Origin of the sequence: Bacteroides faecichinchillae JCM 17102 (assembly GCF_000614145.1) — a bacterium.
GTDB classification, from domain to species: domain Bacteria; phylum Bacteroidota; class Bacteroidia; order Bacteroidales; family Bacteroidaceae; genus Bacteroides; species Bacteroides faecichinchillae.
This window is the reverse complement of sequence record NZ_BAKK01000016.1, coordinates 53948-79402: the sequence shown is the minus strand read 5'-3', so window position 1 is coordinate 79402 and position 25455 is coordinate 53948. Positions and strand designations below refer to the sequence as shown.

General features: G+C 46.6%; 26 protein-coding genes and 3 pseudogenes. 25 read left to right on the top strand and 4 right to left on the bottom strand.

From position 1 onward, the window contains the following. Positions 1-43 precede the first annotated feature (43 nt). Together JCM17102_RS10335 and JCM17102_RS10330 are read right to left on the bottom strand one after the other, a co-directional pair. Positions 44-1081, bottom strand: coding sequence for a hypothetical protein (locus tag JCM17102_RS10335; protein ID WP_025075055.1), 1038 nt, complete (start codon positions 1079-1081; stop codon positions 44-46). 11 nt (positions 1082-1092) lie between these two features. Continuing rightward, positions 1093-2256, bottom strand: a pseudogene (locus JCM17102_RS10330) (PDDEXK nuclease domain-containing protein); the annotation flags it as partial. Between the two features lie 192 nt (positions 2257-2448). Between JCM17102_RS10330 and JCM17102_RS27110 the strand changes: the two are divergent. The 18 genes and pseudogenes from JCM17102_RS27110 to JCM17102_RS30895 all read left to right on the top strand — a co-directional run bounded on the left by JCM17102_RS27110 (position 2449) and on the right by JCM17102_RS30895 (position 19877). Continuing rightward, positions 2449-3405 carry a site-specific integrase gene (locus JCM17102_RS27110; protein ID WP_275564366.1) on the top strand — a complete coding sequence of 319 codons (957 nt, stop codon included), beginning with the start codon at positions 2449-2451 and terminating at the stop codon, positions 3403-3405. Then, on the top strand, positions 3294-3590 hold the full coding sequence (locus JCM17102_RS31540; protein ID WP_275564365.1) for a tyrosine-type recombinase/integrase: 297 nt from the start codon (positions 3294-3296) through the stop codon (positions 3588-3590). The genes JCM17102_RS27110 and JCM17102_RS31540 overlap by 112 nt, the downstream gene beginning before the upstream one ends. A 14-nt stretch (positions 3591-3604) precedes the next feature. Continuing rightward, the gene (locus JCM17102_RS10320) at positions 3605-4750 is read left to right on the top strand and encodes a site-specific integrase (protein WP_008672542.1); all 1146 of its coding nucleotides are present in this window, start codon (positions 3605-3607) and stop codon (positions 4748-4750) included. Between the two features lie 245 nt (positions 4751-4995). Continuing rightward, complete coding sequence (locus JCM17102_RS10315) at positions 4996-6327, top strand: ATP-binding protein (RefSeq protein ID WP_025075053.1); 1332 nt, start codon at positions 4996-4998, stop codon at positions 6325-6327. After that, positions 6324-6956, top strand: a complete 633-nt coding sequence (locus JCM17102_RS10310; RefSeq protein WP_008672544.1) for a hypothetical protein — start codon at positions 6324-6326, stop codon at positions 6954-6956. The genes JCM17102_RS10315 and JCM17102_RS10310 overlap by 4 nt, the downstream gene beginning before the upstream one ends. Beyond that, complete coding sequence (locus tag JCM17102_RS29635; protein ID WP_008672545.1) at positions 6953-7390, top strand: hypothetical protein; 438 nt, start codon at positions 6953-6955, stop codon at positions 7388-7390. Before JCM17102_RS10310 ends, JCM17102_RS29635 begins: the two co-directional genes overlap by 4 nt. 212 nt (positions 7391-7602) lie before the next feature. Then, complete coding sequence (locus tag JCM17102_RS10295; protein WP_008672547.1) at positions 7603-7845, top strand: helix-turn-helix domain-containing protein; 243 nt, start codon at positions 7603-7605, stop codon at positions 7843-7845. Between the two features lie 29 nt (positions 7846-7874). Continuing rightward, positions 7875-8348, top strand: coding sequence for a hypothetical protein (locus JCM17102_RS10290; RefSeq protein WP_008672548.1), 474 nt, complete (start codon positions 7875-7877; stop codon positions 8346-8348). Between the two features lie 108 nt (positions 8349-8456). Next, positions 8457-8909, top strand: coding sequence for a hypothetical protein (locus JCM17102_RS10285; protein WP_008672549.1), 453 nt, complete (start codon positions 8457-8459; stop codon positions 8907-8909). Positions 8910-9109: 200 nt separating this feature from the next. Then, positions 9110-9544: a plasmid mobilization protein gene (locus tag JCM17102_RS10280; protein ID WP_008672550.1), complete on the top strand. Its 435-nt coding sequence runs from the start codon at positions 9110-9112 to the stop codon at positions 9542-9544. After that, positions 9541-10790 (top strand): annotated as a pseudogene (locus JCM17102_RS27105) (relaxase). The gene JCM17102_RS10280 and the pseudogene JCM17102_RS27105 overlap by 4 nt, the downstream one beginning before the upstream one ends. 6 nt (positions 10791-10796) lie before the next feature. Then, positions 10797-11330 (top strand): hypothetical protein, encoded by a 534-nt coding sequence (locus tag JCM17102_RS10270; RefSeq protein WP_008672552.1) that lies wholly within the window; start codon positions 10797-10799, stop codon positions 11328-11330. Positions 11331-11363: 33 nt separating this feature from the next. Beyond that, on the top strand, positions 11364-12566 hold the full coding sequence (locus JCM17102_RS10265; protein ID WP_008672553.1) for a tyrosine-type recombinase/integrase: 1203 nt from the start codon (positions 11364-11366) through the stop codon (positions 12564-12566). A gap of 246 nt (positions 12567-12812) precedes the next feature. Beyond that, positions 12813-14087, top strand: a complete 1275-nt coding sequence (locus JCM17102_RS10260) for a DUF3575 domain-containing protein (RefSeq protein ID WP_051572876.1) — start codon at positions 12813-12815, stop codon at positions 14085-14087. Continuing rightward, a complete protein-coding gene (locus tag JCM17102_RS10255) occupies positions 14084-15130 on the top strand; it encodes a DUF5119 domain-containing protein (RefSeq protein WP_025075049.1) in 1047 nt (348 codons plus the stop codon). Before JCM17102_RS10260 ends, JCM17102_RS10255 begins: the two co-directional genes overlap by 4 nt. 53 nt (positions 15131-15183) lie before the next feature. Further along, on the top strand, positions 15184-16206 hold the full coding sequence (locus JCM17102_RS10250) for a fimbrillin family protein (protein WP_008672557.1): 1023 nt from the start codon (positions 15184-15186) through the stop codon (positions 16204-16206). Between the two features lie 160 nt (positions 16207-16366). Continuing rightward, positions 16367-18472: a fimbrillin family protein gene (locus tag JCM17102_RS10245; protein ID WP_033886731.1), complete on the top strand. Its 2106-nt coding sequence runs from the start codon at positions 16367-16369 to the stop codon at positions 18470-18472. A gap of 109 nt (positions 18473-18581) precedes the next feature. Further along, on the top strand, positions 18582-19877 hold the full coding sequence (locus tag JCM17102_RS30895; protein ID WP_008672559.1) for a hypothetical protein: 1296 nt from the start codon (positions 18582-18584) through the stop codon (positions 19875-19877). Positions 19878-20190: 313 nt separating this feature from the next. On the opposite strand, the pseudogene JCM17102_RS30315 reads toward JCM17102_RS30895, so the two are convergent. Both JCM17102_RS30315 and JCM17102_RS10230 read right to left on the bottom strand, forming a co-directional pair. Continuing rightward, positions 20191-20334, bottom strand: a pseudogene (locus JCM17102_RS30315) (PDDEXK nuclease domain-containing protein); the annotation flags it as partial. Between the two features lie 63 nt (positions 20335-20397). Then, on the bottom strand, positions 20398-21681 hold the full coding sequence (locus JCM17102_RS10230) for a site-specific integrase (protein ID WP_025075047.1): 1284 nt from the start codon (positions 21679-21681) through the stop codon (positions 20398-20400). Positions 21682-22151: 470 nt separating this feature from the next. Between JCM17102_RS10230 and JCM17102_RS32670 the strand changes: the two genes are divergently transcribed. From JCM17102_RS32670 to JCM17102_RS10200, 7 genes are all read left to right on the top strand, one after another. Next, positions 22152-22229, top strand: coding sequence for a hypothetical protein (locus JCM17102_RS32670; RefSeq protein ID WP_245798500.1), 78 nt, complete (start codon positions 22152-22154; stop codon positions 22227-22229). A gap of 76 nt (positions 22230-22305) precedes the next feature. Further along, positions 22306-22473: a hypothetical protein gene (locus tag JCM17102_RS31530; protein ID WP_245798499.1), complete on the top strand. Its 168-nt coding sequence runs from the start codon at positions 22306-22308 to the stop codon at positions 22471-22473. Between the two features lie 1190 nt (positions 22474-23663). Next, complete coding sequence (locus tag JCM17102_RS10220) at positions 23664-23984, top strand: hypothetical protein (RefSeq protein WP_136498334.1); 321 nt, start codon at positions 23664-23666, stop codon at positions 23982-23984. Positions 23985-23997: 13 nt separating this feature from the next. Next, positions 23998-24204, top strand: coding sequence for a hypothetical protein (locus JCM17102_RS23180; protein ID WP_033886724.1), 207 nt, complete (start codon positions 23998-24000; stop codon positions 24202-24204). A 19-nt stretch (positions 24205-24223) separates the two neighbouring features. Next, positions 24224-24541: a hypothetical protein gene (locus tag JCM17102_RS10210; protein ID WP_025075045.1), complete on the top strand. Its 318-nt coding sequence runs from the start codon at positions 24224-24226 to the stop codon at positions 24539-24541. An 11-nt stretch (positions 24542-24552) separates the two neighbouring features. After that, the gene (locus JCM17102_RS28970; protein ID WP_136498333.1) at positions 24553-24954 is read left to right on the top strand and encodes a hypothetical protein; all 402 of its coding nucleotides are present in this window, start codon (positions 24553-24555) and stop codon (positions 24952-24954) included. A gap of 5 nt (positions 24955-24959) precedes the next feature. Further along, positions 24960-25421: a hypothetical protein gene (locus JCM17102_RS10200; RefSeq protein WP_025075043.1), complete on the top strand. Its 462-nt coding sequence runs from the start codon at positions 24960-24962 to the stop codon at positions 25419-25421. Positions 25422-25455: the final 34 nt, after the last annotated feature.

Below are 25455 nucleotides of genomic sequence, written 5' to 3'. Positions count from 1 at the left end.
AGTTAAAGTGGTAATTTCGTAAAATGTCAGGGCATATCACGAATTATCGGAATATTGCGTCCATTTCTTTGGCAAACTTCTGGTTGCTGTCACTTGGGAAATCGGAAACAGGTTCCTTGTATTTTGACTTGTAATAGTTCTCTTCAATATCCAGCATTTTGAGGACATTCTTCTTCCAATTCTCCCTGTCAAGTTTGGGCAGTTGTTCGCCCATCAGGAATATCAGGTAACAGACACGTATTTTCTCTCTCGGTTTTATCTTCAACTTACATTTGCCGGGGTGCAGATTCATGCAAGCATAGAAATCATATTCGGAAATATTCTCGAATTGTTCTCCTACGCAGGTTGTGTGAATGAGCGAAAGAAACTCCATGTCGAAATATTCGTGTTGTTCCTCTTTTGGTGCTTCCTCTTGTATATCGGGTTCGCTTGGTTTGGTTAGTTCTTCCGGCTTATCTTTAGCTACGGGAATATATTTTGCTAATATTTCCATAAAATGGAAGCTCAATTTATAAATATCTCCACAGCAATTCTTTATATATTGGAAAGCCTCTTTTCTTGCTTGCTTTTGCAATTCATAAAGCCTGTTCAGTTCTTCTTTTTCTTTCTCATATTCAGACTTGCAGCGTTCATATTCTTTTTCGGCTTGCATTTCTTCTTCTGCCGAATGTTTCCTGTAACCAATGGAATCATACCTGTTGTATGCTTCATTCAAAGGCTTGCTTAATTTTTGTGTAACCTCCAATTGTACCTTAATATCAGTATCATATCTGCCAGCGAAGTTGTAGCACCCACGAGAAATTATCTCATCATCAAACAATGGGTGTTTTTCATAAATCAATATGTTTTTCTCTATCTCGGTTCTCAGGCTGTTGAGAATCAGAGTGTACTGTTCTTTCTGCTTGTCAAGTACCAATTCAAGGATAGCTGCTTCAAAAGCTTTTGTATCATTGTATTGCTTGTAGAAGTTCGTGATGAATTTCTGCTTGTCAAAAGAGAAAGTATGGTTGACAATAAAGTCACTGTATATTCTGTTGAGTTCACCGTATTGGGGAATCATAATCTGTATTTCTACTGCCATATACGCTTGGTTTATGGATTCTTATCTTTATCAAGAAAGGAAGTCAGTTCTTCCTCCACTTCTTCTATACTTGGCAAAGCCGATTTTAAGTTTTCAGGTATAGCCTTGCTCAGTTGGTAATCGCTGATGCCTATCGGCTGGTCGTAGCCTGTCAATGCGTATTGTGCCACAACTTCGTCCTTTCCCTTGCACAACAACAGACCGATAGTCTTGTTGTCATTCTCTCCCCTCAGTTTGTCATCCACCACATTGATATAGAAGTTCAGTTGCCCTGCATACTCCGGTTTGAATGGGGTAGCCTTTAATTCCACCACGATATATGCGTGCAGTGGAATGGAATACAGAATCAGGTCTGCATAGAAATCGCTGTTCCCGACTTGAAAATGCTTCTGTCGGGCAACGAAAGCAAAGCCATTGCCCATTTCCAGCAAGTAACGGGTAACGTGCTTAACCAACTGTTCTTCTATGTCCCTTTCGTCTGCTTTCTCTTTAGTTCCAGCTAAGTCAAAGATGTACGGGTCTTTCAACAGGTAGTTGGCAAGGTCGCTTTGCGGTGCAGGGAGCGTGGCAGTGAAATTATTAACCTTGTTGTTGCTGATTTGTCTACTATACAGATTGGTTTCAATTTGTATTTTAAGAACATTGCTGCTCCAGCCCATTTCTACGGACTGCTTCATGTACCAATAGCTTATGCCTAACGGTAGCGAACTGTCAAGTATAGCCATTTGGCTTGCCCAGTTTATTTTGGAAACGGGAGAGGTCAAGAAAACTTTTTCTATCTCTCTAATCCCCATCCTATAAATGGCAGAAACGGTTTTCTCTACATCTTGAAATTGCGCAGGAACTTCCTGCGTAATTTCTAAAGGCTGACAAACAGTGGATTGTATTTGCGCAGTAAGTTCCTGCGTAAATTGTTTGTCGTTCAGTTTCAACACTTCATTAGTAACATTCTGTATGGTTGGAACAGACAGCCTTGCATCCGTATCAATAAAACTTTGTAGTACATTCAGCGGATATGACCTTGCGAATTGACACATATAGGTAAGGTTGCGTTCTGAATATCCTTTCTTTTCAGGAAAATTCAGCCGGATAGCCTTTGCCAGTTGCTTTATGATTTTACTTCCCCATCCTTGCTGTTGCTGATGATAGAGAATATAGTTGCCCATTAGCCTATATATAGAAAATAAGGGAAAATAAAAGTATTGAAAATCTTATTAAGTATTGATTATTAATGTATTATGAAAATACAATGATTTCTGTTGTATTCCTTAAAAATCTCTATTATTCGCCATTTTTGTTACCGAAAACGATACTCATTTTCGGATTATTTCGTATCTTTGTATATGGATATAAATCACTAACAAACAATGGGAAGAAAAAAGAAATCATTGATAGAGAAATCCCCGTTCAAGTTGCGTCGTCGCAAACTGGCAGACGGACGTTTATCCCTGTTTCTTGACCGCAGTGTGGACGGCGGTCATGAGTACGAGTTCCTGCAACTCTACCTCATGCCGGAAACATCCGCCAAAGTAAAGCGGCAAAACGCACAGATACTCCGCAAGGCGGAAGATATTCAGCGTGAACGGACAGAAGCCCTGCTCAAAGCGAAGGTGGAAGCAGTGCCGGAAAACAAATCTTCCGACATGTTGTTGTCAGACTGGCTGGCCATTGTCCGCAAAAACCACGAGCACCGGGGAGCGCGTGACCTGAACGGTATAGACAACGCCCGCAAGAACCTGTTGAAGTTCCGTGCGGATGCCAGGCTCCGTGATTTGGACAAACAGTTCTACCTTGATTATATCGACTGGCTTCGTTCTTCCTGCAAGACCGCATGGGGCAAGCCGGTTTCTCCCAAGACGGCTCATTCCTATTATACCACCTTGCGTACCGCATTGAACGAGGCTGTACGTGAGAAATTGATTGAATCGAACCCTTGGTACAAACTGGAGATGACCGAAAAAATCAAGGTGCCCGAAAGCAAACGGGATTTTCTGACCATCGAGGAAATAAAGAAGATGATTGCCACGCCATTCTTCAACGAGCATGTACGGCAGGCATACCTGTTCTCCTGTTTTTGCGGCCTTCGCATCAGTGATATACGGAAATTACGCTGGCGTGACATCTCCATATCAGGCGGGCAATGGCTCGTGTCGGTGGTGATGACAAAAACCACCAACCCCGTTTATATCCCCCTTTCGTCCCAAGCCGTAAAGTGGCTGCCGGAACGCAAGGACTGTGCGCCCGAAGACCTTGTTTTCGGCGGCCTTCCCAATGCAGGCAATCTCTGTATCAGCCTCAAGAACTGGCTGATAAGGCCGGGGTAAAGAAGAACGTGACATTCCACACGGCCAGACATTCATGCGCGGTACTGTTGCTGACACTCGGGGCGGACATCTATACCGTTTCCAAGATTCTCGGGCACCGTTCCGTGCGTGCCACGCAGGTTTACGCGAAAATTGTGGACAAGAAAAAGGACGATGCGATCGCCTTGGTTGACAACGCATTCTAAATACATTATTATATATGGCAACAACAAGGAAACCAACCAGACTCAAGGAACCGGTAAAGGTGCGCACGAAGAAGCTCGCCGACGGCTCGGAATCCTATTATCTCGACATCTATGTTGACGGGAAGCGTAGTTACGAGTTTCTGAAGCTGTACCTGCTTCCCGAAATCAATCCCATGGTCAAGGAACAGAACCGTGCCACCAAAGCGGCGATAGAGGCCATCAAGTCAAAACGCATTATCGAACTGACCCACTCGAAGGCCGGGCTGAAAAAGACATCCGTCCGTTCCAAAATGCTGCTGGACGACTGGATGGAAACCTACCTTGCCGAACAGGAACGAAAAGGCGCAAGAGGGGGGAAACTGTTACGGACGGTCTGCCGGTTGCTTCCCCTTTACAGGAAAAAGGTGAAGATGGGGGAGATTGACAAGGAATGGTGTCTGGGCTTCATAGACTGGCTTCAGCATACCTACAAGACCCGGTGGGGCAACCCGCTTTCCCCAAAGAGTGCGGCGGATTACGTGGGTTACTTTTCCACCGCGCTTAATGCCGCCGTCCGTGCCGAAGTCATCCCGGAAAATCCGATAATGACACTCGCACCCACGGAACGTATCAAAGTACCGGAATCCAAACGTGAATACCTGACCATTGACGAGATAAAAGCCCTGATTGACACGGAATGCCCCCGTGAGGATGTGAAGCGTGCCTATCTTTTCTCCTGCTACTGCGGTTTGCGGTTGAGCGACATCTACGCTTTGCGTTGGAAGGACATCTTTCTGGACGGGGAACAATACCGGGTATCGACCGTGATGCAGAAGACCACTACGCCGATTTACCTGCCGCTTTCCCGCCATGCCGTCCGCTGGCTGCCCGAGAGGGACGGCGAAGGGGATGAATTGAAAATCTTTGCCGGACTGCCTGCCGAACCCAATATAAACAAGGTGCTGGCCAAATGGGCGGTGGCAGCGGGGATAACCAAAAAAATCACCTACCATACCAGCCGCCATTCGTTCGCAACGATGATGCTGACGCTTGGTGCAGACCTTTATACCACCAGCAAACTACTCGGCCATTCCAACGTGAAGACCACCCAAATCTATGCAAAGATAGTGGACAGCAAGAAAGTTGAAGCGGTCAATCTGGTGGATAGCGTTTTTGATTGACAACTTTTTATGCACGAAATATTATCTCAGAAGACTTTGTTTAAGCAATGGTGGTAATACTTCGTGTCAAACTTGTTGTCACCGCATCAGTCTACTTTTTTAAGCTGGTACAGTAGAAAATGAACAAATTGAGAATACCGCCTATTCTAATCGGTAAGATTTTGAGATTAGTGGAATTTTTCTATAAAAACAATTTGAGATTAGCGTAAAATACATTACCTTTGTTCTCTATTAAAGACAGTTATATGATATTCAAAAGAAAAATATACGAGGAGCTGCTGCAATGGAAGCGGACGGATGAAGGCAGGACAGCCGTATTGATACAGGGCGCAAGACGTGTTGGAAAGTCCACCATAGCCGAAAAGTTTGCGGCCAATGAATACGAGACCTACATACTGGTGGATTTTGCTGCCTGTTCTACAGAAATCCGGGACTTGTTCAATGACGTGTCCGACTTGAACCGTATTTTCATGCGCTTGCAACTTGAATACGGAACCGAATTGAAAGAGCGAAAGTCTGCCATCATTTTTGATGAGGTCCAGCTTGCGCCAAAGGCAAGGCAGGCTATCAAGTATCTCGTGAAAGACGGCAGGTACGATTATATAGAAACCGGATCGCTTATATCCATACGCAAGAATGTCAAGAATATCCTGATTCCGAGTGAGGAAGTGAAGCTCCATATGTACCCGATGGACTACGAGGAGTTCAAGTGGGCGTTAGGAGACACGGCCACGATAAAGTTGCTTCAAAACTGTTTTAACGGCAGGACATCATTGGGAGATGCCACAAACCGTAAACTGATGCGTGACTTCCGTTTGTATATGCTTGTCGGAGGTATGCCGCAAGCTGTTTCCGCCTATCTTGAAACCAATAATTTGGAAAAGGTTGACAGCGTGAAACGGTCTATCATCACTTTGTATGAAGATGATTTCAACAAGATAGACCAGAGCGGAAACATTTCCAAAATGTTCCGTCAAATCCCCGCACAGCTGACAAGCAATGCCAACAGATACCTGACCTGGAGAGCAACTGACGGCACACGCAATTCAAATCTGGCAGAACTTATATCCGAAATGAAGGAGTCAATGGTGGTCAATATGGCTTACCATGCCAATGACCCAAGCGCGGGAATGGCTTTGCACCAAGCCCCGGACAAATACAAGATGTTCGTAGGGGACACAGGCCTATTCGTTACCCTCGCATTTTGGGACAAGAAGTTTACCGACAACACGATTTACCACAAACTGCTCAGTGACAAGTTGAACGCGGATCTCGGATATGTCTATGAAAATGTCATCGCACAGATGTTGAAAGCCGCCGGGCATGAATTGTATTATTACACGTTTCCCACTGACAGCGGAAAGCACAACTACGAGGTGGATTTCCTTATCGCAGATGAAGACAAGGTAAGCCCTGTCGAGGTAAAATCTTCCGGTTACAAGGCACACGCTTCGTTGGATGCTTTCTGTGGAAAATTTTCGGCGCGGATAAAGAACAAATATCTGATTTACACAAAAGACATGCGCAAAGAAGCCGATATGCTGTACATGCCTGTATATATGACAATGTTTCTATGATTATGGACACCATGCTACAAAATATTCCACAACGGCTGCACGAAGTGAACACGCTTCTCGCCACTTGCCGGCAAGGTGTTTTTTCCTTTGGAGAAGCCCTGCCGTTATCCCTGTTCTACCGTGATTTCAGCGACACGAACCTTCTTGTCAAGGAGGCGGTCTGTCTGGTAAAGGAGAATCCCGGAAGGCTTCTGGATTTTTCCTCTTCCCTGCTTTTGGAAACCGAAACCTACCTGTCCCTTGACAGGACACCGTTGCAGGCGGTGGACTTTGAATCTCTTTTCGGGGAACATCTCAAACCTTTTGAACACCGCCACGAGGAAGCGAAAGCAACCGCCACCGGACTCTGGCGCGAGTATTCTTCAACGAGCAACCGGCTGGACTTCCTGCCTCTGGATGCGGAAGAATACAGCCTGCTCGATGCGGAATGCAGTGCGGCAAAGGCGAAGTATGACGAAGCCCATGCGCACGCGCACCATTTATACAAGGAGTGGATGCAGGAACGCGACCGGTATTTTTGCGTGCACTGTTTCAAGCCGATGTTCCTTGATGTGCTGGTGGAACGCCTGAAAGGAATCGCCGGAAGTATCATTTCCGATATCAACAAGATGCAGGAGGACAAGCCATGACCGGAACAGAGCTGCTGCAAGAGACATCCGGGTGTATCGACATCGTTGATCTCGCCCTGTGCCTGTTCATCCACGAGGTGTGCAACGATTGCCAGTTTGAACACGTGTCAGGCAGCGACTTCGCGTACTTCATGAACCTGAAGCTCACCGGACGCGCTGTCGCGGTACGCCCGAAAGAGAACCTGCGCGTCTGCTACATGGTGTTCTCCGTTTCGCAGACCATCAGGCCGCGCGAGCGTGGAAAACTTTGGGCGGAAGAGTTCCTCAAACGTTGTGGCATATCCAAGTCCTACTACGACAAGCACCGTGGCGACGTGTGCGGCAAAGGCACGACAAAGGAGAACCGGAATTTCCGGGAATCCATTGACAAGGCCGTCGAAAGCGCGAAGCGGCTGAAGCTGCGCCCCATGGCCGCCCGCCAATTCCCCATTTGAGATAAGGTCTTTCCATCATGGCAGTGCGCCATACTGTTGAATATCAGCAGTATGGCGCATTTCTTTTCCATGCACTTTCCCCATCTGTTCCCCATTGGCCCACCTTGGGGTAAACTTAACTTTGCATCGGAAACAGAAGAAAACAAAAGGCTGACAAACAGCATTTTCCGGTTTTTCCGAAAGGACAAGGAACAATTTTAAAACGAACGTATATGGAAAAAGAACGGAATCTGATGACCACCACGGAAGCGGCACGGTATCTCGGGCTGAAGCCCAGCTATCTCTATAAGATGATGATGCGCCGCGCAATCCCTTACTACAAGCCGGGCGGCAAGCTGTGTTACTTCGCCAAAGAAGACCTCGACGCGTGGCTGAAACGGGTACGGGTGAAATCACAGGGCGAAATTGACAGCGAGGCCTCCCGCTATCTGGTGGCACGTGAGAAAAACAAATGATTTATTGACCTATTAAACCAAAAATGTAAATGAACAATTTGACAAACATGGAACCGGGCAGCCAAGCCGCCACGGTTCAGGATCCAACGAACAAGGAACCGAGAAAAAAGGAATGCAGGTCCGCCATTGGCGCGAAAGCCCAGACCATTCTGGAATTTCTTCGTGCCTGTTCCCCCTACGAGGCCGATTCCATCCGGGTAATGGTCGGCTATGGAATGGGGAAAGGTGACATCGGCACGATTGAAGCGACCGACATGCTGGCCGTCAACCGCTTCCTTAACCACGGTCTTACCAAGGAAAACGGGACAAGTAACGAAACCGTGATGAGACGCCGTCAGGAGCGTGCGCAAAAACTCATGGAAGCGGTCAAGGGATTTGTGGATATAAGCCAGCTTTGCCGTATCAGTGTCGCGCTGATGAAAATCTCATCCGATTTCAAGGCGGTGGAGGATGCACGGCAGCACCTGCAATCCCAATCCACTGCTAACGGGAACAGAAACTGATGGCAAACCGGAACGGGGTACCGGACGGGCAAGGAAGCTCCCACACGTGACATTTTATTGAAACTGTTGCAGGATGTTCCGGTACTCCATTCCCTTATTTTTTACTGAATGATGCAAGAAAACAGGAGGAACAAGGAACCATTTGCTTTGCAAAAGCCACAGGGATTCCGGACAATCCGTTTCCATTTTACCGCAGAGGCCATTGAATGGCTTGCAAGGGCAATGAAAGACAACGGCGGCAACACCGTCAGCAACCATGCACTCTTTTATGACCTGCTCTCACGGATGCGACTGACATCCGGCAGGGATGATTCTTTCCGCAGGCCGCAGGAGTTGCAGGCCGGGCAGTTGCAACTCTCGGAAACCGGCCTCGCGGAGGAATGGAACATAGGAAGAAAAAAAGTCCGCAACCTGCTCGTCACAATGGAAAAGCTGGGCTTGATAGCGGTAAACGCTTCCAAAGTGGCCTCTGTCGCCTCCGTGACCTGCATCGAGGGCTGGACGGACACGCGGGGCAACTATGTCAGCCTCTCCTTCGCTACCGTCCCGAATGGCACTTGAATAGCTTTTGAACGGTATTCTATCCGGCAGTGGAGGCACGCCGCAGGAGAACTGAAAACGTCTTTCAGTTTCGAGATATGCCAAGGTATCACCTCCCTTTGGTCGGTATCACCTTGACGCTCTCGCGGCTCACTGGCGGTTCGCCGGTGGCGGCGCTCGCGGGCTCGCACCTTTTGAAAACCCTTTTAAGACAACGTTATATGACAGAAGACAAGCAGAATACACCCTTTTCGCCTGATGACAGGCGTACCGAGTATGTCGGGGCGAAAGTCACCCCGGAACAGAAACGGCATATCCGCCGCCTCGCCGAGGCGTGCGGCATGACCGTCAGCAGCTACATACTGGCAAGGGCCTCCGGCTACAGGCCGAAAGCGAGGCTGACGGCAAGGCAGGAAACCGTCATGGAGACCCTTATAGGCTGCCGCGGCGACCTCGTAAACTACACGTCCGCTCTCCGTGGCATGAACCTCGAAAAACGTAAGCAGATGTTTAACAGTTACCCTTTCATGCTCGAATGGCTCAAGGAACTCGGGAAACTGGCCGACCGCATCACCGGTGTTCTTGACAAGATCCGGGCGGACAACCACCTGCCTGACGGGACAAGGAACGATGAAGACCGGGAGGAGGAACCATGATAGGAAAAGCGAAATCCATTTCTCACGGGATAAATGACATCAGGTATATCACGGGGGAATCGAGGAACAAGAAACATCCCGAGCGCATCTTCCATGTCAAGGACAATTTGCTGCTTCCCGGTCTGGACGCGACGGGAATATGGGATTCCATGCAACTTACACTGGCCAAATCCAAACGGGTCAAAAATTCCGTCATCCGTATCGAGGTCAGCCCCGCGCCGGAACACACGAAAGACTTCGGTATCAACGACTGGCAAAAGCTGTGGGACGACTTCATCGACGAGTTCGACAACATCGAACTGCTTGACAAGAACGGAAGGACGTACTCCCCGAAGACCAACCTCAAAGGTAGTAAAGGCTCGGTATGGCTACACGAGGAATCCAAAAGCGGCATCCCCCACCTTCACGGCGCGTTCTGCCGTATTGACGAGCTGGGGCGCATCAACAACGATCACGACATCCATGCGCGGGCACAGCGGGCGGCCGAACGGGTTGCCTGAAACGGGGTTGGACGACCGCCGCCGAGGTACGTGGAACGAACATCGGGCAGGTGAACCGGGACTGCATGGAAACTCTGCGATCCATGGAACATTGGTCATGGGACGAATACGAGGCACTGCTCCGAAACAAAGGCTACGAGATATGGAAACTGCAGGACGGCAGGAATGTATTGCGCGGCTACGTGTTGAAGAAAGGCAACGCCAGATACAAGGCTTCCGAACTCGGCAAGGGGCGCAACCTCATGGCGACCAAACTCGAAAGCACGTGGAAGAAGCTGCACACGGTTCCTGTACCGGCCAAACAAATACCACCGGCTGCTGTTGTAACACGTCCCGTCCCGGTTACAGTGAAAGGGACGGCAGCGTCCACGCCCCGGCCTGCCCGCGCGCAAGGAAGCGAACCGACGGCAGACTACACCTTTTATCAATCCGGCAGCACCTCGTACACCATCGGCACGGACGGTGACAACCGCCGGTACTTCATTCCCGAAAAGGTCATGGAGGTATTCGATGACGAGTTCGACTACCGCGAGGTGGCGAACCATAAAGACCTTACGGACCTCGCCGTAGCCTTGTTTGTCGGGATAATGTCAGCACAGGCGGCACCGTCGGGCGGAGGCGGCGATTCCAACGGCCTTCCTTGGGGACGTGACAAGGACGAGGACGAGCTTGAACGGGCACGCCGCTGTGCCCGCGAGGCGGCAAGGAGGATTGGAAAGAAACCGAGAACAGGACGAAAAAGATAACGGATTATGAGCAACAGATTTGATTTTTCAAAAATTGACGAGGCACTTCCGGGTGCCGAAAAGATGCAGCGGGAAGAACGCCTGGCAAACACGTTAGAGGACAATTATAAGGCCGTCCACGCGCTTTGTGACATGGTGGAAAAACTTGAGAACAGACTTCTGGAAGCCCTGTCCGAAATGGACGGGGCTGTTTCTTCCCTGCGACAGGCAAGCAAAGTCACCGTCAGCGAGGAAACCGGACGGGTACTGGAACGGGAAGGGGATAAAATCTGTCGGAAGATAGCCGGCAGGCTGGAAGACGAGAGCGCGAGACTGTTCGACCGCCTGTCGGCCAAAGACCGGGTGGTCATTTCCTCCATGTCGTTCTGGTGCATGATAGAGGTGATAGTTTTTCTTTTGGCTGCTTTGTCCGGTACTTGTGCCGCCAATGTGCAGTTCATACATAGTGCCCTGTTATGGCAAATATTCGGTTATGCGACCGGTTTTCTTGCAGTCTGTATCGCGCTGACTGTTCTTGTATGCCACAAGTTAAAACGATGAGGATGAAATATTACCAATTTAAACAATTAAAGTATGACTACAGTAAAAGTGAAATTCCGCCCGTCAACAGTCGCAGACCGTCCGGGCAGCATAATCATCATTGTAACTAACCACCGTGTAGTAAGGCAAATCACGACCGGCTACAAAGTGTTTCCCTGTGAATGGGACGAAAAGCAATCCCGGCTTGTCTCCACTGTCGAGAATGGCCGTATGGCCGCCATCCAATCAATTACACAAAGGCTGTGTTGGGACGTGGAGAGATTGCATGGAATCATCGAGAGACTCGACAGCCGGCAACGCGGCTATTCTACCGATGATGTCGTCTCGGAGTTCCAACGTACCGGCAAGGAGAATACCTTCTTTATTTTTATGGAGAATGTCATTGTCAGGTTAAGTCAACTGGGACACACCGGCACCGCCAATAATTACCGCGCGGCATTGGGGAGTTTCAAGCGGTTCCGGGCTCACGAGGATATCCCGATCGGGGCAATAGACCATGTCATCATGGAGGACTATCAGGCGTACCTGAACGCTGCCGGGCTCGCGCCCAATTCCACATCCTTTTACATGCGCATCCTCCGGGCGGTCTATAACCGTGCGGTCGAACAGGAACCAGCCATCGACCGCAAACCTTTCCGGACCGTGTTTACCGGAACGGAGAAAACACGCAAACGGGCTATTTCAATCGGCGACATCAGGCGGATTAAAGACCTTGACCTCTCGCGCAGGCCGAACCTTGAATTTGCCCGTGACGTGTTCCTTTTTCTTTTCCTGTGCAGGGGGATGTCATTCATAGACGCCGCTTTCTTGAGAAAGTCGGATATTCAGAACGGGGTACTGACATACCGGCGTCACAAGACCGGCCAGCAACTTCAAGTCAAGATCATAAGGCAAATTGAAGAACTGACCGGGCGATACCCGACCGACGGGCTGCCGTATTTGCTCCCGATTATAACCGTTCCCGGCAAGGACGAGCGCAAGCAGTACGAATCAGCGTTACGCCGTGTAAACAAGTCCCTTAAAACCATAGCGGAAATGGCGGAACTGCCGGTTACACTTACAACCTATGTCACCCGCCATACTTGGGCGACCATCGCCAAATCGAAGAACGTCCCGGTCAACGTCATTTCTGACGCGCTCGGGCATGATTCCGTGACCACCACGCAAATATATCTCGCGTCAATAGACTCATCCATTATTGATAATGCCAATGAGCTGGTTGTCAGTGAATTATAGGATATAGGGGCGTAAAACAAAAACATCCGTCTCTTTCCAAGAAACGGATACTGAGTTCAAAAGTACATAAAAATCCTGAATCGCAAACTATTGGAACAAAAATATTTCAGGAATCACACATGAAAAATAATATCCCGTAATATAAGCCAAGAGAAAAATAGATACTTATAAGCCTGATTATTACAAAATTACATTTTACATCCGTTTCTTGGAAAGAAATGGATGTAAAATAAAGACAATATGCACATGAGAGGTTTAATAGTATCAGCGTTCATGTTGCTCGGATGCATCCAGGCGTTCGGGCAAGAGAGCCGGAAGGAGGTCTGTATCGGATTTCCGGTCGGCAACTCGACACTGGACACGGCTTACGGCAACAACGCCGCGCGCCTGTCCGAAGTGGTGTCGTTTCTGGAAAGTGTGAAAAAAGACAGCACGCTCGAATTGGTCGAGGTGTCTTTCTGCGGTTCCGCCTCACCCGAGGGCGGCTTTGCCATAAACAGGGAATTGGCGGAAAAACGCCGCAATTCCTTGGAGCGTTATGTACGTGAACGCGTATCGCTTCCGGACGGCATCATTTCACGTCCCGAGGGATTTATCGCGTGGGAACGCCTCGCGGAGCTGGTCGAGGTGTCCGACATGCCCCACAAGGAAGAGGCGGTGGACGTGTTGCGCAACGTGCCCGAATTTACCTATAATAATAAAGGTGTATTGGTTGACAGCCGCAAGAAACACCTGATGGAACTGCAATATGGCCGTACCTGGCATTACATGCACAAGCATTTCTTTGACCAAATCCGCAATGCCAGTGTCATTCTCGTGACAGTCCGTCAAAAACCGGTAATCGAGGAAAAAACGGTTGTCAAGGAAGAACCGGTGGTGCCGGCTCCTGCGGACACGACAGCCGTTGTGGAGAAAGCGGACACGATTGTAGCGGTTTCTCCTGAAACCTCAAAACCTTTCTACATGGCTCTCAAGACCAACATGCTCTATGACGTGCTGGCCGTTCCCAATATCGGGGTGGAATTTTACTTGGGCAAGAACTGGTCAATCAGTGGCAACTGGATGTACGGCTGGTGGAAAAAGAACAGCAGCCACCGTTACTGGCGCATCTATGGAGGTGACCTTGCCGTGCGCTACTGGCTCGGGAAGAAGGCCAATGAAAAGCCGCTCACCGGACATCATATAGGCATATACGGGCAGGCGTTCACTTACGACTTTGAGTGGGGAGGAAAAGGTTACATGGGCGGAGAACCCGGCGGAACACTTTGGGACAAGACGAATTACGCGGCAGGCGTGGAATACGGTTACTCGCTGCCCGTTGCAAACCGCCTGAACATCGACTTCACGCTTGGCGTGGGCTACTGGGGAGGAAAATACTACGAGTACATCCCCTTGGACGGCCACTATGTATGGCAGGCCACTAAAAAACGCCATTGGTTCGGTCCCACGAAGGCGGAAATCTCTCTGGTATGGCTTCTCGGAAAAGGCAACAGCAACAACAAGAAAGGAGGCATGAAATGAAAAGGATATATACTGTAATGGAATACGTTCCCTTGCTCGCGGGAATGCTCATGCTGCTTTCGTCATGCGAGCACAAGGACTTGTGCTTTGACCACGACGTGCATGCCCCGAAATCGGAGGTGCGCATAGAAGCGGAATATGAAAAGGAATGGCAATACACTTACGAGAATGGTACGGATTGGAAGAACTACCCTACGTGGCAGGAATCGTTCGGTATGGAATACGACGCGTTGCGCCCCGGAATACCGGATGGATTGCGCGTGCAGGTGTACAACGCGGACGGTTCGGACGAGATCATCAACATAGCTCCCGAGGGGGATGTCGTTTATATGCGTCCGGGTGAACACTCCCTGCTGTTCTACAACAACGACACGGAATACATCGTGTTCGACGAGATGCAGTCGTTCGCTTCGGCAAAGGCCACCACGCGAACCCGTACCCGTTCCTCTTATCTCGGTAATTCTTATATGGACACGAAAGACGAGAACACGGTGAACCAGCCCGATATGCTTTACGGCAGTTACATGGAGTCATACGTGGCGGAACGCTCGACCGAGACCGACGTGATACCGGTCACCATGCACCCGCTGGTGTTCACCTATCTGGTGCGTTACGAGTTCAGCCACGGGGTGGAATACGTGTCGCTGGCACGCGGAGCCTTGGCCGGTATGGCGCAGGCGGTATGGCTGAACAGCGGACACACGTCAGATGAAGCCGCTACCGTGCTGTACGATTGTACGGTGGAAGATTTCGGCACACAGGCTTTGGTGCGTTCTTTCGGAATACCTGATTTCCCTAACGAACACTACGGGACAAGGACCGAACGCAAGTACGGGCTGAATCTGGAAGTACGCTTGAAGAACGGAAAAATCAAGTCGTTCGATTTCGACGTGACCGACCAGGTGGCGGCGCAACCGCAGGGAGGTGTCATCGTGGTGAAGGGCATCGAGATATCCGATGAAGAGGGTACGGAAGGCGGCTCCGGCTTCGACGTGGACGTGGAAGACTGGGGAGATTACGAGGACATAGAACTCCCTCTTTGATTTGCATAGAGAGTTATCAAAACATTTTTATTCACAATTTAATTTTAATCAAAATGAAGAAGTTATTTATGATTGGTTTGGCGGCAACAGCCATGTTGGCAAGCTGCAGCAACGACGAGACAGTGGAAATGGCCCAGTCTAAGGCCATCGGTTTCAGCAATGCGTTCGTGAACAACGGAACACGCAGTATCGTGGACCCGAGTTTCACAACAGAAACTTTGGAAGATTTTGCCGTGTATGGTTTCACACAGGCAGGTCAGATCTTCAATGGTACCACGGTTTCCGCACCGGGGTGGACTTATACCCCCTGGCAGTATTGGGTAGCCGGTAACACTTACACTTTCGGTGCTATTGCTCCGGCTGCTCAGAAGGACAATGTATCAAACGTGACTTTGGCTGGTGGAAAGGTCTGCATGGAGGTCGCATTCACCAACGACGGTACAGTTGACCTTCTTCATGCGGCTCCTAACGCTGTTGTATGCGATGACGCATTCTTGGCACAAACTAATATTCCAAAAGTAGGCATGACGTTCTCCCACCAACTTTCAAAGGTGAAGTTCTCTTTTGCCAATGCAGTGGGTGAGGGTTACAATGTGAAAGTCACAAATGTAAAAATCGCTAACGCAAAGGAAACAGGTACATTGACTATTGGTGCTACAAATGCTTGGAGCGCACAGGACGGTTCTGTAGAATTGGCATTTGGAGATGCTAAAACTGATGAAGCTAACAGCGAAATCATTGCTAACGGTGCAGAAATGGAAAGCTACAACGAAATGCTGATGATTCCGACTGACAACACAGCAGAATACACTGTGACTTTCGATGCTTATCTGTATCAAGGTGACGTACTTTTGAATAAAGATGGGGTGGCATACAGTCACACCACGACTATCAAGGGTGTTGAACTCAAGCTCGGTTATTGCTATGATTTCAAGGCCACTCTGACACATGAAAACATCGTGGATCCGGAGAATCCGTTGAAGCCTATCGAGTTTACAGTTGACGGTGTTGAAGACTGGAATCAGGACGAAGTTGAGCAAACATTGGACGTTCCCACAACCCAAAGCGGCAACTAATCCAACATCTTTCATAAGACCGGTTTAGCATCGTGTATTCCGGAATTATCATCCATGGAATAGATGATCTACCTACAGGGTGTAAGGGGTTGAATGTCCTCTTACACTCACTAACAGCCGGGGCGTATTGCTTCAGGCAAACAAATATAAAACAGAAGAAATGAAGGTACATAAGAAAAATCCGAGTTGGATGGCGGGCGGCATGGCGACGATGTTGCTGTGCACGCTACTTTTCTCGTGCAATAACGAGGACTTTCTCGAAAGCGGGAATCCGGAGAAAGCCTGTGACAACATTTGTTTTGGCATATCGTCCGATAAGAACGTGCAGACAAGGGGATATGCCGGTAGTGATGACGAAGGATATACCGCAGACCGTTTCGTGTTGCGGTCGGACGACTCGGCAGACACGCTTTGTGTCCGTGCCATTGTTTCGGAAGGCATCAACGTGTCCGGCTTCGAGGGCGAACAGGCCTTGACACGCGCAACGCCTGTTGGCAAAGACAATTTCTACAACAAGTTCCATGTGCTGGCATACTGGAGTAAGAATGGGGCACCCGTTGACCAGTTCTACATGAACACGAATGCTTCCAACGTGGCTGCTTCCGTTGGAACAGGTGCTATATGGAGCACGGAGCAAATATACTATTGGCCGGGAGCAGACCATTCGTTCCAATTCTATGCCTGGGCGCCAACGGATGCCGGTGGCTTGACCACTCCGTCCTCTCCCCAAGAGAAGTCTCTTGCATATACCGTTCCTGAAGCCGCTGCCGACCAGAAAGACATCGTGGTGGCTACCACCGATGAAATACAAGGCGACAACAATGCGGCTGTGCCTCTCACCTTCAAACATATCTGCACCGCCGTCCGCTTTGCCGTGGGCAGCCAGATGCAGCCCGGCCAGATTAAGAGCGTGGCTTTGAAAGGTGTCAAGAATGCCGGAACTTACGATATGGCTGCCGATAATTGGTCTCTTGGTGATGCGACTGTGAATTTCTCGCAGACCTTGAACAAAGAGACTACCGGAACTGAAGCTAACGGAGACGCTATCACCACCTCGGAAGGCACCTTCATGATGCTGCCGCAGACATTGCCCGCAGGGGCAACGGTAGAAGTTGTATTTGTCAATGCCAATAATGAAGACCGCACACTCACCGCCTCCATCGGAAATACGGAATGGAAGATGGGAACAACCGTGACTTACAAGCTTTCCATTACGCCGGAATATGAGCTGGAGTTTGTTTCCCAGCCGGAAATGCAGGATGCTCACTATGTGATTTATCCCATTACAATTAAAAGTGGTGACAAGTTACCAGCAGGAGGTTGGACTTTAACGTCCAATGATGCTGCCAATGTCACTTTCGTTGAGAAAGACAAATTCGTAAACAATGATGTACAAGCACTTGTGGATGCAGGTTATTGGCTTGACGGTTATAACGGAACCAGTACGTTGACAAGCACTACAACAGGAGAAGTGCAAGTGTACGTATTCCTAAAAGAAAATGCAACGGAAGCCGACCGTAATATCACACTTTCACTAAAACCTGCTGCTCAAGGAAATTATGAAGCCAAAGAGTTTTCATTTACGCAATACTGTCCGGCATGGAACAACGGCATAGGCGTGGAACGAATACAAGACGGTGATTATCCGTGGGGATTTAGTTGGGATTCGAATATGAAAATCACGTACAATTTAGGAAGAGGATTAGGACCTATTTTAGCAAGCCTTTATATAAAGATTTTTGTTAATTATTCGTATGTGACTTCAAATTGGGGAGGTGTGTGGACTGATTTTAAAGTTACAATAGATTTTAGTAAAGTAGGTACACTTACCACGGCCACAGATTTAAATGATGGAAATAAAAATACTTGGGAACTCTATTCCTTCAACGGCTTGAATGACGCATCAGCATTGATGGCTCAAATAGAGTCATGGGGTGGAGTTCCAGATAAAACGCTACCAGCTAATCCAAGTGAATTTGCTGCTCGTGCTTGCGCAATGAAAAATAAGTATAGTGTACAAACAGAAACAGACATTACAGGTAACACTGTTTACCTTCCTGTACTTGACCAAGCTAACATGGTGTGGTATCTTCCCGCGCAAAACGAAGCAGCCAATATGAACGACAATCTGTCTGGTGATTATTGGACATCCACGGCTATCACAGATCCAGGAACTACCGCCTATAAATACACGGTCGGAGGTTCCACTTCGCCGGAAGACCGTGACAGTGCAATTCATGTTCGTGCCGTCCGTCAAAAGCCCTAAGATTCATCCTTAACCAAATAGTATCTACAACCACTAAGCAAGCCGACTATCTGTAAAAGGGAAAGTTGGCTTGCTTGTTTAGTAGCCTAGTACACAAAGCCAAAAAGTTGTGAACATTCCCGATAACAGAGATAGTCCATGCAACCGTTCCCGGGGGATTCGTCCGGAGACGGAAGAGAAATACCGTCAGGCAATCGAACTGTATCGTTCGACACGATTGTCTTGTGCGGAAATCTGCCGTATCAACAAAGTGACGGTTTCGGGATTTCAACGTTACCTTTCTCTGTATCACCGCCACCTGCTACTGGCACGTTATGACATTACTTGCGACAAGGAGGAAGCCTCTCACATCAAGTTGAGCCAGCTTCGTGGGCAGCTTCCCGCTACCCGGACCAAATACAAAGACGCCATCGAAGCATGTGGAAGTCTGGACTATATCGAATACAATGTCTCGCAAATCGCCCGCCGGTTCGGACTGAATGGTACAGACCTTGGTAGGCAGTTACGCACGCATTATCCCGGAATCATCGAGTGGCGCGAGGAGGTGCGCAAGCGTTTAGGCTTAAATGACAACCTGCCACGCGGTACGCGGAAGGTGTGTAAGGAACAATATGCCGAGGCTATGAAACTATTACGTGCTGACCGTTATATCACGGTTCAAGAGGCCGCCGAGCGTTGCAACGTCTCTTACTCGGGATTGGAACAACACTTGATATTCTACCACAAGGAGCTGGTCGAAAATCGCATCAAGATAAGAGAACGGGCTGTAAGACAGCAACGCAAAGGCAAGATAACGGGACGAGGGACACTTCATGCCCCTACCCCTGAAACAATTACGAAATACGCGGAAGCATTGCACTTATACCGCACCACACCCATGTCAGCCCGAAAAATAGCCAAACAGACCGGCGTATCGGTAAGAGGTTTCTACGACTACCTGCAAACTTGGCACAAAGACTTGATTTGTAAGCGGAAAGGCATCCCTTACGAGGAAGGCAAGCCCGTGGACTGGTCGTCCGTTCGGAAATATAACCCTGCCACCGCCGCCAAATACGCTGACGCCATAGCCAGACTGAAAGAGGGTGGACTTACTACAGCAAAGGTCGCGGCAGAGTTCGGTCTGCAACCTGAATGCTTCAGACAATACTTGAAAGCACATGAGCCGGAGCTGCATGCAAGTCTTGGTATGGTTAAAACGGACAAAGGAGGAGTGATGTCGCACCACAGCATGGGGAAATATGCTGAAGCCCTACAACTGTACTCTACGACGACTGAAAGCATAAAGTCACTGGCGCGGCGGTTCGGATTCAACGACTGCGCGTTTGGACAGTTCATTAGAAGACATTTCCCCGAACTGCACGAACAGCACCAAAAACTGGTGCAACAGATGAAAAAGACTGATTAAAGTTATATATCACAAAAAACAGGTTCACCGTATATCAATGAACCTGTTTCTTACCCCCCCCAGCGATTACCCAAATGTTGCGTAGCCTATATTTACATCTATCAACGAACACCAACTAAAAGATAACATGACCTCACCTTTTTTCTTTTCGCTATACAAGAATCACTTTTTTTATCGTACATTTGCTACGCTCAAAAGTTCATTTGTGGTAGCATACAAATAAAATCCGCTATCGTTGCTATATTGTTACTTGTAATCGTGAATACAAACATAAATTACTCATTTATAATATATTGATATTTAGTATTGGTTAGTTGCCCACTTTCCAGTAGTGGAACAGCATTTGCGCATTGGCTGCGACAATCAGCCTTACTTGCGCCTGTTCTATTTCCGAACCGATAGCGTGTATGAATGCATTTAGGTTCGTTTTTTCTATGTTTGATTCCTTGTTGTTCATATTGTGATAATGGTTTCTGCAAATATACTTATTGATAACTGTTTATGAAACTAATTGATACTTTTATAGTTGATTGAACTTGTTCATGGCATTGGCTCTAATGTCATCCGCTATGTCAATGTAGGGCTTCATGGCTTTGTAATCGCTGTGTCCCGTCCATTTCATAACCACTTGTGCAGGGATTCCGAGAGCCAGCGCATTGCAGATGAAAGTCCTTCTTCCGGCATGGGTGCTTAACAAAGCGTATTTGGGTGTGACTTCATCTATACGTTCATTCCCCTTGTAGTAGGTTTCACGTACAGGCTCGTTGATTTCCGCCAGTTCACCCAGCTCTTTCAGATAATCGTTCATCTTCTGATTGCTGATGACGGGCAATGCCATGTGATTCTCGAAATGAACATCCTTGTATTTTTCAAGAATGGCTTTGCTGTGGTCGTTCAGTTCGATTATCAGACTGTCCGCTGTCTTGACTGTGGTAACTTCAATATGGTCGGGTTTCACATCGCTTCTTTTCAAGTTGCGAACATCCGAGTACCGTAAGCTTGTGAAACAACAGAACAGAAAGACATCCCTGACACGTTCCAAATACTGCTTGTCATGCGGTATTTGGTAATCTTTCAGTTTGTTCAATTCTTCCCATGTCAGAAATATCACCTTTTTAGAGGTGGTTTTCAATTTGGGTTTGAATGTATCGTATGCAATGTTCTGATGATGTCCTTTCTTGAAACTCCAGCGCAGAAACCATTTGAGGAATCCCATCTGTTTGCCGATGGTACTATTTCTCATGTCTTTCTTGTCGCGCAAGAAATTGACATATTCGTTCAACCCGAACTCGTTGAAGTATTCAAAGGTTACATCTTCTTTGAACTCTTTTAAGTGGTTTTTCACCGCTGCAAATTTCTCGTATGTGGATGCCGTCCAATTATTCTGATTGCCACACTCCTTTACAAACTCATCGAACACTTCCCAAAAACTAATTTTCGCTTCTTTCTGCTGTTCTTCACTTGCATTTTTCATTCGTAAATTGAACGCATCCTTTAACTGTTGGGTGGTAGGCATGGCTTCCTGTACCTCAAACTCCTTGAACACGTTTTGCATTTCGGCATAGTATTTCAGCAAGTCCGCATTTATTTCGGATGCGCTTTGCTTTAGCTTGTTGGTGCATCCGTTCTTTACCCGTTGTTTGTCTGCATCCCATTTGGCTACGTCAATCCGGTAGCCTGTTGTAAACTCGATGCGTTGGCTTGCGTATATGACACGCATACGGATAGGAACGTTCTCTACGATTGGCACACCGTTTTTCTTCCGGCTCTCCAATGCAAAAATAATGTTACGTTTGATATTCATAATTGGGTGCGTTTGAAATTCTACACCCAAATATACACCCAATAATTGAGATAGCAAAAGACATTTAGAAAGATTTAGTTTTACTCTATACCTTGATTGATATTTGATTATCAGTAAATTGTGATTTTGTGATATTTTCTGAAAGTATGAGTTCGAGAGCCTGTCTCTCCGCTGGAAAGAATTATAAAATAAAGAAAATCCCTGTAATTAACACTTGACAGGGATTTTTTATTTTTTGTACATAGCAAAAGCGTATCAAAGAATTCTTCAATGTACCTGATTACCTCCAATGAAAAGTACACCTGTTTAGCTGTTAATTTATTGTTTATCAGTTTCTTTTTGTATATTGACATGTTACTCTAGGAAAATAAGTTTTGTGGTTAAATAACAAGTAAGAGGATAGAATACCATTTTATCTATTGTTCTATATTTGTAGGACGAAATTAAATCGGAACGGAGAAACTCCGATAATGATAAGAATTACAGTGGACGGGGTTCGTGTGGATACCTCAGTGAAAAAACAATTCTTCAGTAGTTTTGGAGTATAGTAAAGGGAAGAGCTTTAGAAAAAAACGTGAGTACAAGGGACATAATTTGTATCTTGACTCTATCCGCTTGAGGATAATGAAGATTCAGTGTGAGCTGGAAATAGAGTATATATCTATTTCTGCCAACAGTGACCTGAACTGTTTCCTGAGTAAGGATGTACCTGTACAGTGTACTCTGTTTGAGGTTTTCCGCGAGCATTATGATAAATGTACCCAATTGTTTGCTACAGATATGGCCCCCTGAAACCTTAGAGGACTCAAACGGTGTTCAGTGGATATGCAGGGGAGACAGAAGACTAAAATCATGTGTAATATTCCATTGATGGAAATATTGTTTATAAAACCATAACAAAAACATAGTTTATCAATTTGGGATTAATGGCTTTTATAAGGCTCTAATATATTGGCTGTTATATCGTTAGGTGGCGTAACGATGTATGTATTAGGAGGTTTCGGAGGTTAATGTTTCGATAGGTTTAGAGTGATTGGAGTTGCCTAATTCGATACTATATATAAAAGGAAACCGAAAAAGGGGGCATTTAGACCTATTCCAACCGATAAAGTGCATAACCTATTGAATATGTAGCCAATAGGCTAAATAATGACTGAAATAGGTATTTGGAGGTGTTCTATTCAGTATTACTTTATATATAAACCAAAATCCGTCCTCATTCCCAATCAATACCTACCACTCTTATTAATGGCTGTAATCCATTGGGAATGTAGTTAATAAGTAATTTATTGGAGAGGATAGGTATTATCGACAATGCTTTTAGGTCAATGCTTTTATATATAGATATTATCGGTTTCATCCACCATTCACTACCTACAATCCTTATTTGCCCCTATAACCGCCACTATACTATTGCCATAACCTATCTGATAACGATTTTAGGTTGAAAGGAAAGGGAGGACGGCTTTTTCTCTTTATATATAAATACTATCAACAATTACAGCCTCCAAAAGCCATATCCCTTATTAATGTGCATATATACCTATAAACCAACGACATATCTGCTATTGCCACAAAATTAGCACCTCAAATGTTAAATAAGTGTTAAAATCGGAATTGGCTATAAACATTGCTTTTCTACACCTATATTAGAGTGTTCATTAAAGGAGGAATGAACAACATTAGAGAAAGAGGACATTGAAATTTTAGATAAGAAAAAGGGAAACCTTTTCAATCTCTCTATCTTCATCAATGGAGGAACGATGATTTTAGAGGGTATTTGAAAGGAGGTCGAAAGTCGTTTGAAAACGGTAAAAATGGAGGTCGAAAAATTTTTTCAAAAAAAATGGCTATCTGACTAAATATTGGAGGCACTTTTGTTATATATGTCATTTTTTGCTGAAACAAAATAGGTTATAAATTTTGCCGTTTGAAAAAATTTTGTTAGATTTTGGCGTTTTCGTTTGGATGAGTGGAAAATTATGGCTAATTTTGCGATAGTGTTAAACCCTCAAACAAAAAGGAAGAAACAGACAGTAGAACAAAAGACATATTACAAACGACTTGAAGACAAGTTATTTGGCGTTGGTAAATCTGCAAAATTCATCAAACGTAGTCCAAATGATAAGTCGGACGGTAGGATTGTACCCGAACAGGGCGCAACCTACTTTTCCCTTATTGCGACTACGAGGCTTTGCAGAGCCTACCAACCCAATAGAGAAAAGTTCAAAGGGAGCGACCCTTTTTCTTTTCTGCCCTATTGGGGATTTGTCATAGGTCATAAACCAATCGAAAAACTCTAATAAACAAAAGACTATGGCAAAATTCAGAATGACAGTAATTGCAGACATGCCGGGCGAACAACTCAAACCCGGGGACTCTGTTATCGTTGAGGCACAGAACGAAACCCAAATCACTGGCCCGATGGTTAGAGAGGCAGTAGAAGACCAGCTCGGAAAGAGGATGTGTTCACTATATTCCTCACTCCACAAAGGCAAAAAGTGGTCAATCAAACAACTCTAATCCACTTCGGAACGACCCAATGGCAAAATTCGCAAAAGTGGAAAACGGCAATGTCGTTGTCATAAATGAGTATGGCGGTAGAATACGCACATTCTCTCCCAATAGCGGAGGCAAAGCGGTATTCGCCGACTACAATCCCTCAAACGGAAAGATATTGGTAACGACTGAAAGAGGCGTTGTAATCGTATGCGATGACAACGGCGGTCAGCTAAAATCTTTTTCGGGCAACGGCAACATCAGAACCGCACGTTGGAGCGGAAAAGATGTGTTCGTTGAAAACAACAACGGAAGCTGTGAACTCCGCTTTGAAAACGGAGGTTGGATAAGGTCAATGTAAATCAAGCTATTATGGCGAAGAAGTCAGAAATCATAGGCGAATATATAGTTACGATTGACGATAACGACTCTGTATCAGTCAGCCGTATATATAAAAGCACAATGGCGGCTCTCAAAGAGATAGCGGAAGCCAACGGCATAGAGGTACAGAAAACATGGACTACCCAACATTTGGGTCGGTTGCTCCTTTCCCAATTCTGCAACGGAGATAAGGAGGGAACAATCGGAGAATACACCATTGAGAGGGAGGCCAATAACCGTATCAATGTAATCCGTACATATTCCACAACAATGGACGGTCTGAGAGAGGCGGCTAAGGTTGCCAGATATGACGAAGACCCGAAAGAAAACGGTTGGAATACACAAAATTTCGGTCGCCATCTTGTTAATTATGTTCAAACCCTAAAAAACTGAACATTATGAGCGTACTTGATCTAAACGGCTTCTTCAACGGAGATATGGACAGAATGATAGAGAAATTCAACCTTTTTGACAAGACATTCAAAAAGGGAGTGCTTTCCGTTCTGTTGGTTGACCCCGACAATCAAATGCCGATAAATAACTATCCGTCAAAAAATCATGACCTTTTTCTGAAATATATCGACTTCTCCAAATGTGAGAAAGGCGATTACAGACTTATAGAAAAGCAGGTAATGCACGGTGGTTATGAGGGATTTGTGTTTGATAACATTGATGAAGTCGGTTGGATTGAGGATAAGGCGGAATTGGAGCATCTTATCAAAAATTCATTGAAAAGAGATACGCTTCCATTTACCGACAGTATAATTGACTTCAACGAGGTAAAGGTTGTTTGCCGATGTAAAGAAATACCCGAATATCTCAAAGGTCAATCACTTCAAATGGTTATTATCGAAGTATAAGAAATCATACTTATAACTTCGATGAGAACGGTAT

Coding starts and splice junctions, on each gene's coding strand:
- JCM17102_RS10220 (WP_136498334.1), top strand. CDS start 23,664: ATGGCTAATTTTGCGATAGTGTTAAACCCTCAAACAAAAAGGAAGAAA.
- JCM17102_RS27110 (WP_275564366.1), top strand. CDS start 2,449: ATGGGAAGAAAAAAGAAATCATTGATAGAGAAATCCCCGTTCAAGTTG.
- JCM17102_RS10270 (WP_008672552.1), top strand. CDS start 10,797: ATGAGCAACAGATTTGATTTTTCAAAAATTGACGAGGCACTTCCGGGT.
- JCM17102_RS10280 (WP_008672550.1), top strand. CDS start 9,110: ATGACAGAAGACAAGCAGAATACACCCTTTTCGCCTGATGACAGGCGT.
- JCM17102_RS10265 (WP_008672553.1), top strand. CDS start 11,364: ATGACTACAGTAAAAGTGAAATTCCGCCCGTCAACAGTCGCAGACCGT.
- JCM17102_RS10285 (WP_008672549.1), top strand. CDS start 8,457: ATGATGCAAGAAAACAGGAGGAACAAGGAACCATTTGCTTTGCAAAAG.
- JCM17102_RS28970 (WP_136498333.1), top strand. CDS start 24,553: ATGGCGAAGAAGTCAGAAATCATAGGCGAATATATAGTTACGATTGAC.
- JCM17102_RS10315 (WP_025075053.1), top strand. CDS start 4,996: ATGATATTCAAAAGAAAAATATACGAGGAGCTGCTGCAATGGAAGCGG.
- JCM17102_RS32670 (WP_245798500.1), top strand. CDS start 22,152: ATGATAAGAATTACAGTGGACGGGGTTCGTGTGGATACCTCAGTGAAA.
- JCM17102_RS10250 (WP_008672557.1), top strand. CDS start 15,184: ATGAAGAAGTTATTTATGATTGGTTTGGCGGCAACAGCCATGTTGGCA.
- JCM17102_RS23180 (WP_033886724.1), top strand. CDS start 23,998: ATGGCAAAATTCAGAATGACAGTAATTGCAGACATGCCGGGCGAACAA.
- JCM17102_RS10200 (WP_025075043.1), top strand. CDS start 24,960: ATGAGCGTACTTGATCTAAACGGCTTCTTCAACGGAGATATGGACAGA.
- JCM17102_RS10320 (WP_008672542.1), top strand. CDS start 3,605: ATGGCAACAACAAGGAAACCAACCAGACTCAAGGAACCGGTAAAGGTG.
- JCM17102_RS10255 (WP_025075049.1), top strand. CDS start 14,084: ATGAAAAGGATATATACTGTAATGGAATACGTTCCCTTGCTCGCGGGA.
- JCM17102_RS10335 (WP_025075055.1), bottom strand. CDS start 1,081: ATGGCAGTAGAAATACAGATTATGATTCCCCAATACGGTGAACTCAAC.
- JCM17102_RS31530 (WP_245798499.1), top strand. CDS start 22,306: ATGAAGATTCAGTGTGAGCTGGAAATAGAGTATATATCTATTTCTGCC.
- JCM17102_RS10245 (WP_033886731.1), top strand. CDS start 16,367: ATGAAGGTACATAAGAAAAATCCGAGTTGGATGGCGGGCGGCATGGCG.
- JCM17102_RS10295 (WP_008672547.1), top strand. CDS start 7,603: ATGGAAAAAGAACGGAATCTGATGACCACCACGGAAGCGGCACGGTAT.
- JCM17102_RS29635 (WP_008672545.1), top strand. CDS start 6,953: ATGACCGGAACAGAGCTGCTGCAAGAGACATCCGGGTGTATCGACATC.
- JCM17102_RS10260 (WP_051572876.1), top strand. CDS start 12,813: ATGAGAGGTTTAATAGTATCAGCGTTCATGTTGCTCGGATGCATCCAG.
- JCM17102_RS10210 (WP_025075045.1), top strand. CDS start 24,224: ATGGCAAAATTCGCAAAAGTGGAAAACGGCAATGTCGTTGTCATAAAT.
- JCM17102_RS10310 (WP_008672544.1), top strand. CDS start 6,324: ATGATTATGGACACCATGCTACAAAATATTCCACAACGGCTGCACGAA.
- JCM17102_RS10290 (WP_008672548.1), top strand. CDS start 7,875: ATGAACAATTTGACAAACATGGAACCGGGCAGCCAAGCCGCCACGGTT.
- JCM17102_RS10230 (WP_025075047.1), bottom strand. CDS start 21,681: ATGAATATCAAACGTAACATTATTTTTGCATTGGAGAGCCGGAAGAAA.